Here is a 235-nt window from a genome sequence, read left to right on the forward strand (position 1 = left end):
TCCCTTTTCCCTGAGGAAAAGTGCCGAGAAAGACAATAGCAAAGGGTTACCGGAAGTCCACAAACGTGCAGTTCAGAGGCCTATTTCGCAGCGATCTCACGAGCCGCGGCCAGACGGGCGAGGGTCTTGTCGCGACCGAGGATCTCCATCGACTCGAAGAGCGGCGGACTCACCTGCGAACCGGTGACGGCGACGCGCACCGGACCGAACGCCTTACGTGGCTTGAGCTCCATAC

The 235-nt window shown here is 60.0% G+C and carries 1 protein-coding gene; it reads right to left on the minus strand.

Going from position 1 to position 235, the window contains the following annotated elements; translation table 11 throughout:
* Window positions 1-80: 80 nt before the first annotated feature.
* Window positions 81-233 carry a hypothetical protein gene (locus AB0T83_RS20540; RefSeq protein ID WP_366195043.1) on the minus strand — a complete coding sequence of 51 codons (153 nt, stop codon included), beginning with the start codon at window positions 231-233 and terminating at the stop codon, window positions 81-83.
* Between the last annotated feature and the right edge of the window lie 2 nt (window positions 234-235).

This window comes from Meridianimarinicoccus marinus, assembly GCF_040689105.1.
In the GTDB taxonomy this organism is placed as follows: Bacteria; Pseudomonadota; Alphaproteobacteria; order Rhodobacterales; family Rhodobacteraceae; genus Meridianimarinicoccus; species Meridianimarinicoccus marinus.

Coding starts and splice junctions, on each gene's coding strand:
- AB0T83_RS20540 (WP_366195043.1), bottom strand. CDS start 233: ATGGAGCTCAAGCCACGTAAGGCGTTCGGTCCGGTGCGCGTCGCCGTC.